4 protein-coding genes and 1 pseudogene are annotated in these 8,211 nt (G+C 41.6%); 2 read left to right on the forward strand and 3 right to left on the reverse strand.

Annotation, left to right across the window (positions count from 1 at the left end; translation table 11 throughout):
• A pseudogene (locus Q1V93_RS07620) lies at nt 1-213 on the forward strand (hypothetical protein); the annotation flags it as partial.
• 65 nt (nt 214-278) lie between these two features.
• Entirely contained in the window at nt 279-776 is a 498-nt protein-coding gene (locus tag Q1V93_RS07625; protein WP_300663396.1) for a hypothetical protein, read from the forward strand.
• A gap of 111 nt (nt 777-887) precedes the next feature.
• On the opposite strand, the gene dnaE is transcribed toward Q1V93_RS07625, so the two are convergent.
• The 3 genes from dnaE to Q1V93_RS07640 form a co-directional block, all read right to left on the reverse strand.
• Nucleotides 888-5,273, reverse strand: coding sequence for a DNA polymerase III subunit alpha (dnaE, locus tag Q1V93_RS07630; protein WP_300663398.1), 4,386 nt, complete (start codon nt 5,271-5,273; stop codon nt 888-890).
• Between the two features lie 254 nt (nt 5,274-5,527).
• Nucleotides 5,528-7,636 (reverse strand): transglutaminase-like domain-containing protein, encoded by a 2,109-nt coding sequence (locus Q1V93_RS07635; RefSeq protein ID WP_300663400.1) that lies wholly within the window; start codon nt 7,634-7,636, stop codon nt 5,528-5,530.
• Between the two features lie 336 nt (nt 7,637-7,972).
• Nucleotides 7,973-8,211, reverse strand: a 239-nt coding sequence (locus tag Q1V93_RS07640) for an IS30 family transposase (protein WP_300663402.1), incomplete at its 5' end; no start/stop codon positions are given.

Raw genomic sequence — 8,211 nt, forward strand, 5'->3', positions numbered from 1 at the left:
CAGGAAACACCGCTAACGAAAGTTGTCATTATTTCAAAAAAACCTGCGGAGAAATTCAAACTATTGAAAAGCACATTTACCGAATTGAAAAATTGGAAAGCCAATCCGGACAAAGAGTTTGCAGTCAAAATACTCCTGAACGACAAAAGTCAATTGATTGTATTGAACCAAAAGACTTCGAGCATTGAAACGCTGATCAAATCCATTCAATAAAACGTTTTTCGCTTAATCGCATTATTCTAAAAGGAACATTGATTCGTAAAACACTACTTATAATTATGAAAAACACTCTGAAATCATTCAGTTTTGCATTGGGATTCGTAGCTGTTTTAATGGCTTGTGACGAGAACAAAATAAACGTTTCTGAAGGAAGATTAGAACTTCCGGAACCGGATAAAGCTATGCGCATTGACTATCAAATAAGAGAATCACTAGCACTGATCTCTAAAGAGATTACGAATTCGGACGATATTGAATCATGTAATAACGGTAAAAAATTAATCAATAGTGGAACTGAAATACTTCCCTATTTGGCCAACACTTTCTCAGATTCCACTAAAACCCCTGTTTTTTCTAAAATCAATAACAGAACATTAACGATCGGGGAAATTGCCATTATTATCGCAAGTGAAATCAAACCCATTCCTATTGCCAGAGTTGTCGGGATTCAGCAATGTACGCCTCCATTTCAACAGGATATTGAACACTATTTTTGGAAAATAAAGCTGAATCCGAGTGGTTTTATGAAAGAATATACTATCTGGATCTGGGAATAATATAGCTCATGAGGCTGTTGCTAACTGAGATTGGTAATCCACCCCTCTCAGTCTCCCCTCAAGGGGAGAAGCCGGATAATCTGTTTTGCCTTTTAACTTCAACCTTTTCATTTAATTCGTATCAAATCCCACTTCCAGCTGCATTTCCTTCATTTCTGAGAGCATGCGTGCAGACGGATTGATTCTCAAACGTTTTGAAGGCATCGTCACTGTCAGATTGTCCAAATGATCAATTACCGTGAACTTCACCGAACAGTTTCCTTCTTCGCTTTCCTTAAACATGGATTCCAGTTTATTCAACATCATCTGATCCAGTAATTTGATCGGAACTGTGATGTTGATTGTTGCGGTTTTCGTTCCCATCATATCCTGCAATTGCTCGATTGAGTTAATGCTGAATTCGATCGGTTTCATTTTCGTGATCTTATCCGGGTACGGCCCTTCCTGAACTCTTCCCCTGATGGCTACAAACAAATCCTTTGTCAACAAGTGTTTAAACTTCAGATAAGTATCTCCGAAAATGTATTGCTTGTGCGAATTGGTATAATCTTCAATCAGGATTAATCCGAAAGGTTTTCCTGTTTTTGTGGTCAAATGCTGTGCATCGGTGATAATTGCCGGAATGGTGAAATCGCGCCCGAGGTGATGTTTCACATTGGAAAGTAATTCGACGTTTCCATTACAAAATGCTTCGATTTCCACTCTGAAATCATCCAGCGGATGCCCCGAAATAAAGATTCCTACTACTTCCCGTTCGCGGTTTAATTTGTAGAGCAAACTCCATTCTTCCGAATTCGGAATACTCGGTTCCGGCATTTTCACATCTGCCGTTTCTCCAAACATGGAAACCTGTGCAGAATTTTCGTTATCCTGTAAGCTATTCCCATATTTCAGTGCATTTTCAATGAATGTTTTTCCTCCCGGATCCAATGCAAAATACTGCGCACGGTGTGCTCCTCTGAAGGAATCAAAACAACCGGCATACGCCATGCTTTCCAACGCTTTCTTGTTCACCAAACGCAGGTTCAGGCGCTTTGTCATGTCGAAAATCGAAGTGAAGAATCCATTTGCGCGTTCTTCAATGATGTTTTCAACCGGGCCGCTTCCCAAACCTTTGATTCCACCCAAACCAAAACGAATTGCTCCAGCCTGGTTCACCGTAAATTCATAGACTGATTCATTCACATCCGGTCCCAATACTTCCAATCCCATGCGCCGGCATTCTTCCATGAAGAAACTCACCTGCGTGATGTCATTTAAGTTATTCGAAAGTACCGCAGCCATGAATTCTGCCGGGTAATTCGCTTTCAAATAAGCAGTTTGGTAGGCAATCCAGGCATAACACGTGGAATGCGATTTGTTGAAGGCATAGGACGCGAATGCTTCCCAGTCTTTCCACACTTTTTCCAGAATCACCGGATCATGTCCTCTTTGCTGACCTTGTTCAACGAACTGAGGCTTCATTTTATCCAGGATGTAACGCTGCTTTTTACCCATTGCTTTACGCAAAACGTCGGCGTCACCTTTGGAAAAGCCTGCCAATTTCTGGGACAAAAGCATTACCTGCTCCTGATAAACTGTAATTCCGTATGTTTCTTTCAGATACTCTTCACAAGCATCCAAATCGTATTTGATTTCTTGTTCTCCGTTTTTCCGTTTAATGAAGTCCGGAATGTATTCCAGCGGACCCGGACGGTACAAGGCATTCATGGCGATCAAATCGGCAAATACCGAAGGACGCAATTCACGCATGTATTTTTGCATTCCGGGACTTTCATATTGGAAAATCCCTACTGTTTCACCACGCTGGAATAACTCGTAAGTCTTTTCGTCATCAATCGGGAAAGTATCCGGATCTAAGTCGATGTCGTGACGTTTCTTCACGTTTTTGACTGCATCCTTGATCAAGGTGAGCGTCTTCAGACCCAAGAAGTCCATTTTCAGCAAACCGGCTTCTTCCGCCACCGAGTTATCAAACTGCGTGCACCACATTCCCGTATCCTTCGCCAAAGCAACCGGAACGAAATTCGTAATATCATCCGGAGTAATGATGACTCCACAGGCGTGAATTCCCGTATTTCGGACAGAGCCTTCAATTCGCTGCGCTTGTCTCAAAACCTGCGCACGCATGTCCGTTCCGCGGGCAAGTGTACGTAATTCCTGTACGTTTGCCAGATCCTGGGGGCTATTCGCCAGTTTTTCTGCCAATTTGGGTTCTTCCCAATTGAAAATAGCATCCAGCGAAAAGTTATCCGGGATCAACTTGGCCAATCCGTTGGTTTCGATCAAAGGAAGATCCAATACACGACCTGCATCGCGAATAGACGATTTCGCAGCCATCGTACCGTAGGTAATGATCTGCGCCACCTGGTTTGCACCGTATTTTGCAATTACCCAGTCAATTACCCGTCCACGACCTTCATCGTCGAAATCGATATCAATATCGGGCATGGAAACACGATCCGGATTTAAGAAACGCTCAAATAGGAGATCGTACGCAATCGGATCGACATTGGTAATTCCGGTACAATATGCCACCGCAGAACCTGCGGCAGATCCACGTCCCGGACCAACGGAAACTCCCATGTCGCGGGCTGCCTGACAGAAATCCTGTACGATCAAGAAATACCCGGGATATCCTGTTTTCTCGACCGTTGCCAATTCGAAATCCAAACGTTCGCGGATTTCGTCCGTAATTTCAGGATAGCGCTTCGCTGCTCCTTCATATGTTAAGTGCCTTAAATAGGCATTTTCTCCTCTTTTACCACCGTCAACCTCATCTTCCGGGAATTTGAATTCTTCCGGAATTTCGAAGGCTGGAAGCAATACTTCCCGTGCCAGGGCATACGGTTCAATTTTCCCTAAGATTTCTGCTACGCTTTCTATTGCTTCCGGTAAATCCAGGAACAATTCCTTCATTTCGTCGGCAGATTTGAAGTAGTATTCTTCGTTTTCCAATCCGAAACGGAAATTTCTTCCTTTTCCTTTTGGAGTTGTAACCTGTTCTCCGTCTCTTACACACAACAAAATATCGTGCGTATTCGCATCTTCTCTTGTTCCGTAAAATGTGTTATTTGTTGCGACGACTTTTACTTCGTGCTTCTGAGCCAGTTTGATCAGGGAAGCATTGACACGGTTTTCGTCTTCCTGCCCGTGGCGCATGATTTCTACATACAAATCGTCCTTGAAGATGTTTTTCCACCAAACAAGTGCTTCTTCTGCCTGTTTCTCACCGACATTCAGTAACAAACTTGGTACTTCACCGCTCAAACCTCCGGTCAAAACGATCAAATCTTCGTGATACTGCGCGATAATCGTTTTATCGATCCGTGGCACGTAATACATTCCTTCCGTATGTGCTGCAGATGCCAGCTTGATGAGGTTGTGATACCCGTTTTTATTTTTTGCCAGAAAAACAACCAATGAACCGTTGTCTTTAACGGTCTTATCTTTCCGGTCGCGGCAAACATACATCTCACAACCGATGATCGGCAGTAACGGTTCTCTGTTATAAACCTGCCCGTTTTCTTCAGCTTGTTGTCTTTCTGCTTCTATTTCTTTATTGATTCCGGCAATGGCTTTCTCGAAATGGAAAGCAGCCATCATGTTTCCGATATCCGTCAGCGCGACAGCCGGCATGTTGTGTTTCACCGCTTGCTTGATCAATCCTTTCACATCCATAGTGGATTGAAGAATTGTAAACTGCGTGTGATTGTGCAAATGAACAAACGGAAGGTCTTTCAAGCGCTCACGCGCTTCGGAAACGTCTACCGAAATCGTATCATCGCTTGTCTGCTTCTTAAGCTTTGCACTTTCTTCTTTTAAGTTGAGGTGCGTCAGACCAATCGGTTGAATGTAATCCGGGTTCGCAATTTTGAAGCGATCGAAATACTCTAACTCAACCTTTAGTTCTTCTTTGGTAAAAACTTCTCTGCGTACCAATTCGAAGAAACAACGCGTGGTTGCTTCCACATCGGCAGTTGCATTATGTGCTTCTCCGAACGGAACGTTGAACAAATAGCTGTGCAATTCGGTTAGTGTCGGCAGTTTGAATTTACCTCCCCTACCTCCGGGAATTTTACACAATTCGGCAGTTACTTCCGTACAGGTATCCAATACCGGAAGATCGTGCATGGTTGTTTCAACCTTGGTTCGCAGGAATTCGGCTCCCATGATGTTGAGGTCGAAACCGATATTTTGCCCCACTACAAACTTTGCTTTCCGCAGGGCTTCATTAAATTCTGCGATAACATCTTCCAGCGCTTCTCCCTGCTCTAAGGCAAGTTCTGTCGAAATACCGTGAATCCGTTCCGCATCATAGGGAATATCGAACCCATCCGGGCGAATCAGGAAGTCTTTTGCTTCGAGCACATTTCCCAATTCATCATGTAATTGCCAGGCGATCTGTATGGCTCTCGGCCAGTTATCCAGATCCGTCAATGGAGCATTCCAATCACGTGGTAAACCTGTTGTTTCGGTATCGAAAATCAAAAACATGCGCGCTCTTTTTTGGGGACAATAAAGATAGTGAAAAGAAAGGGATGATTAAAAGCAAGCTCGTTTCTTGTTAATAACTCATCCCGATTCTTTGAAAGTTTTTACGGGTAGATTTGGATGTAAATCCGGCAACTGACTTCTTTCTCCCACAGATTCCGCAAACTCCGACAGAGCCGGAGCGCAGATCAGATATCCTGTTTACTATCTGCGCGAAAAATTTATGTACCAACTAAATTCCCAAACAAAACATCCTGTTAAATGGATTTCTTTCTTTCAATTTTTTTCCGGTGATCGTGCAGGCTGGCATTGATCCGGCTAACTAACTTCGCATTATTATAAACAGCATCTTTGCTTCGCATTTGGTTTCTTCTCACGTGGCGATCAATTACCCGATAGCGGATTTGTTCCATTCTTGAATCCCAGGGAATGATCTGAGTTGATTTTCGCATAACCCGGGAAAAATAATTGAACGTCAGGACCAGGCTTCTCACCAATGATTCGTTTTCACTGTTCCAACAAATCGTTTCTGTAACAGTTGCAGCTGATTCTAAACAGAAATTTCGAACATCCGCTTCCGTCAATACACCGACACGTCTCAACAACATGAAGTTTCGTTTGTTTTTATCAAAAGCAGCATCTCGTTTTTTGACCATCTGAACCAGCCTGGTATAATCCTTACAAACAGAGTCCGACATTTTCCAGAGATTTGTATCGATACTATTCGCCAATATCTCTTTGTCGGCTGCAATTTTCTTCCGCAATTCCCGGATGTAGAATTTATAACTGTCCTGCAGGCCGAACAGTCTCATCTGACCGTCTGTGAAATAGTTATTCAACAAGGGAACAGCTTTTTCCTCTCCCTCTCTTAAATTCAACCAGAGTGTTCCCAGATTTAACTTAAACCGTTCTTGTATTGATTGAATTTCGGTTGTCAGAGAATCACAATAAGCTTTATTCGCCCCTATCTTTTGCCTGATCTTTTCAATTTGTTCGTCCTTCATTTTTTTAGCCGGTCCGGCATTCGAAAAATTGTTATTGAAACGATTCAAAAAGCTGTTTTCGGATCTGTTTAAACTCCTGGATTTTGCAGCTAAGACGCGTATTTGATTTCTTTTTATTACTGTAAGACTAAGCAGCTTATTCAACTCCGTTAACCCCTTACGATTTTCTTTCAGGAGCACGTATTTTTTGGCTGTATTCTTTTTAACATGAAAAACCGCTTCCACCCTGGCATCTTTTTGAGCTTGCTTGTAATAAGCCCTTGCTTTCAACAAATAAACTTCTGTAGAATCCATTAAATGAACTTTCGTCAAAGAATCCGTTTCTTTCAGAACTTCCTGATACAAATGCCCACCCATCATCAGCTGATAGTTTCCGGGTAAAAAATGATTGTTGGGGTTGTTCTGAAGACTTGCTTCGTAATTTTTTGCTTCTCTTTCCATTTCAGTTGAGGCTTCATAATCATCGCAAGGCAAACAAAATGTTCCGTGACGGGTTTCATCCATGCTCAAATAATCCGGAATAGTATAGTACTTCATGTCTGCCACAAAATCCGCTACATCGGCAGTCTTTTCGGAAAAAGACCAGATCGGATTATTCGGAAAGTGAGTTACCGCAAACACCTCCGGATTGGTCAAATACCAGGCTGAATTAGCGACACCCTCAAATTTCTCTTCCATTTTGAACGGAAACCACTTAAGCACCCGAATAAATACACGCGAAAAAAAACGAACGACATCAATGGTTTTAGACTTGTAAACTGTCTCTTTGGGTAGATTACATCTTTTACCGTTCTTTATTTTCGAACCGAATTTCAGCTCCTTTTTTTTGGTGCGCTTTTCCAATTTTTGAATCATTTTGATCCGCCATTTCGCAAAGGGCTTGTAATCCAAACCAACATTACCCGAACACCAGGTTGGATCATACAAAAACCAGCTTCCATTTAATTTCACTGCATTCCAGGCGTGATTATCAAAATAAACCGGATCATTTACATCAAAATTGACTTCCTTGACATATCCGGTAATGGTTACATTCTGTAATCCTGCATAAAAACAAAGTGAATCCATCAAAGCTGCGTAATCGGTGCAGATTCCTTTGCGTCTTCTCAAAGTCCGTTTCAACGAGCGATTCGATAAAAAAGCCTTACCCGAGTTATAACGCCTGGAATCGTATTTGATGTTGTTTACCACCCAGGAAAGAATTGCATCAAACTTCTCTTTATCTGTGTTTTTCCCATTTACAATTGCTGCAGAAAGCACTTCCGCATTCCAGGTGGCCGTTTTTTTAAACGCTACTTTTTCAAATTGAATGGGTTTCAAAGAATCTTGTCCAAACGAGCAGGAAACACTCCCGAATAACATGAGTGTAAAAATAAATTGCAATAGACTTTGACTGGTCGGCCGGCTCATTCGATTAGATCTCTTTACAATAACACATTTCACTATTTAAGGCAAAAGAAATAATCTTCTTTATAATACCCCATGTTACAAAACAAAAAAGGTAAACAAAATCAGGTTCTGTTTACCTGTTAAAAAATTTCTTATCTGAGAATTTAAGTGATTTCCAAAAAAAAGCACGCAGATGCAGGCAGAAAAAAACGAGTTGAAACCTGTCGGAAAGATTCAAAATCTCTTATATGAGATTTCAGCAAAAACAGAAATTGTGATTTCCCTGATTTTGAAATCGGTACATTCAACTTATAAATGCAATTTTTGATTAAACATTTCTATAGGAGAGTTAAAGTTATACCTTTTTCTTGGTCTGTGATTGATTTGATTTTCAACAAAAGCGATGTGTTTAGGATCAACTTTATCGAAGTCGGTTCCTTTAGGGAAATATTGCCTTACAAGCCTGTTTAAGTTTTCATTGCTTCCTCTTTGCCAGCTTTGATATGGTTTTGCAAAAAAGAATTCAATATCCAGACTATGTGCGATTA

The sequence above is a fragment of the Fluviicola sp. genome (assembly GCF_030151805.1).
Classification (GTDB): Bacteria; Bacteroidota; Bacteroidia; order Flavobacteriales_D; family Crocinitomicaceae; genus Fluviicola.

Coding starts and splice junctions, on each gene's coding strand:
- Q1V93_RS07635 (WP_300663400.1), bottom strand. CDS start 7,636: ATGTTATTCGGGAGTGTTTCCTGCTCGTTTGGACAAGATTCTTTGAAA.
- Q1V93_RS07625 (WP_300663396.1), top strand. CDS start 279: ATGAAAAACACTCTGAAATCATTCAGTTTTGCATTGGGATTCGTAGCT.
- dnaE (WP_300663398.1), bottom strand. CDS start 5,273: ATGTTTTTGATTTTCGATACCGAAACAACAGGTTTACCACGTGATTGG.